The 1,570-nt window shown below is 76.3% G+C and carries 2 protein-coding genes; both read left to right on the forward strand.

From position 1 onward, the window contains the following. Positions 1–1,193 (forward strand): Fic family protein (locus ACFW1A_RS40390; RefSeq protein WP_380418707.1); only part of this gene is annotated, 1,193 nt, incomplete at its 5' end. A 55-nt stretch (positions 1,194–1,248) separates the two neighbouring features. Beyond that, entirely contained in the window at positions 1,249–1,521 is a 273-nt protein-coding gene (locus ACFW1A_RS40395) for a hypothetical protein (protein WP_380418709.1), read from the forward strand. Positions 1,522–1,570 lie beyond the last annotated feature (49 nt).

Here is a 1,570-nt window from a genome sequence, read left to right on the forward strand (position 1 = left end):
TGACCTCCGAGGTCACCTGGTACGGCGCCACCTGCGGCCGCCAGCTCAGCTGGGCCGGCCGGCCCTCGGTGGTGGGCGTGGTCCTGCCGGTCGCACCGCCGCTCGACGCCGAAGCGGTCCCGGCCGCCGACCGCCGGCGGGCGCTCGACGCGCTCGCCGAGCTGACGGCCGCGGTCGGCACCCACCTGGACGACCCCGACCTCTTCCACCGACCGCGGTACCGGCGCAAGATCCACCGCCACCTCGCCGGAGCGGACCCCGCCGGGCTGGCCGAACAGCTCGCCGCGGCCGCCGAGCACCGGACCGCGGCCGGCCTGCTCGCCGTCCAGTCGGTCCGCGCGGAGCTGCGCGAACACCCCGACCGGCGCCCCTGCTTCACCCCGGACGCGCTCGCCGAACTGCACCGGCTGCTGATCGCGGGGGACCCCAACATCACCGCCCGGGGCGGGTTCCGCCGCACGTCCGCCACCGTCACCTGGGCCGACGGGCAGACCTTCGCGATCGCGACCGCGCCCGGTGCGCCGCTGCGCGCTCAGCTCGAGCGCTGGCACCACTGGGGCTCCCGCACCGGCGCGCCGCCGCTGGACGCCGCCGCGCTGGCCATGGCCGGACTGCTGACGATCCATCCGTTCCCGGACGCCAACGGCCGGACGGCCCGCCTGCTCGGCCAGTGCGACCTGGTGGCGGCGGGCCTGCTGCCCGGACTGCTGCTCGATCTGGACGGCTGGGTCGAGCAGCACCGCGACGAGCACGATCCGGCCCTGGTCGCGGCGGCCGACGGTGACCTCACGCGCTGGGGGTCCCTGTTCGCCCGGGCGGTGACCGAGACCGCCCGCCACCGGACCGGCAGCATCACGGCCTACGGCCGGGTGCTCGACGCCGCGGTCGGGCAGGTCGCCGACGATCCCGCCGCCGTGGCCGTCCTCGGCCGGCTCCGCGCCACCCCGGCCGTCTCGGCCGCCTGGCTGCGCGACCTCGTCGCCCACGAGCCGCAGCCCGCACTGGACCGCCTGCGCGCGGCGGGAGTCCTGACGGAGCACCCGCGCCTGCCGGGGGCGCTGGTCCACCCGCAGCTGATCGAACTGCTCGACGCCCCCTACCGGAGCGTCCGGCAGGCGGCTCCGACCTCGGGCGCGGCCCCTGCGCCGGACGGGGGGCCTGCCGTCGAGCCTTCGCCGCACCCTCCGACCTGACGGGTAGACAGGTGTCGTCCCCCTGGTGTGTACACGTGGCGAAAGGCGGCCCGCCGTGACGACGAGCACGAAGCCGAAGCAGCAACTCCTCACCGACATGGCCAACCTCAGCACGCCCGAGGACTTCGGCCGGAACCTGCTCCGGGACGTCCTGAAGGCGGCGGCGAACCACCCCGACCCGACGGAGCCGATCGAGATCCCCGCGACCATCCGCGTCTTCCTGAGCAGCACGGGCGTCGTCGACCACGGGGGCGAGGTCTGCGTCGGCCAGCTCCTCGACTCCGGGACCTTCGTCGGGGTCTGCTGGCCGCGCGACCTCAAGCAGTAGCCGCCGGCAGCCCCGGACGGAACACGGCCCCGGGCCGGCACAGCCGTGC

This window comes from Kitasatospora sp. NPDC058965 (genome assembly GCF_042741245.1).
GTDB lineage: Bacteria > Actinomycetota > Actinomycetes > Streptomycetales > Streptomycetaceae > Kitasatospora.